A 250-nucleotide genomic window follows, 5' to 3' on the forward strand; every position below is an offset into this window, starting at 1 on the left:
ACTAATTCAATCATCACATCAAGGGCGATTGATGGGATTCGAACCCACGCATGCCGGAACCACAAACCGGTGTGTTAACCAACTTCACCACAACCGCCATGGCAGGGGTAGAGGGAGTCGAACCCCCACCGACGGTTTTGGAGACCGTTGTTCTACCATTAAACTATACCCCTATGAAATGACGTAATGCTTGAAAAACGGTCACAACGGGGTTCGAACCCGTGATCTCCTGCGTGACAGGCAGGCGTCC

The 250-nt window shown here is 52.0% G+C and carries 2 tRNA genes; both read right to left on the minus strand.

Annotated features, from left to right (window positions below):
- Positions 1–23 precede the first annotated feature (23 nt).
- A tRNA-His gene (locus IV50_RS02545) sits at positions 24–97 on the minus strand.
- 2 nt (positions 98–99) lie between these two features.
- A tRNA-Trp gene (locus IV50_RS02550) sits at positions 100–173 on the minus strand.
- Positions 174–250 lie beyond the last annotated feature (77 nt).

The organism is Weissella viridescens, assembly GCF_001437355.1.
Lineage (GTDB): Bacteria > Bacillota > Bacilli > Lactobacillales > Lactobacillaceae > Weissella > Weissella viridescens.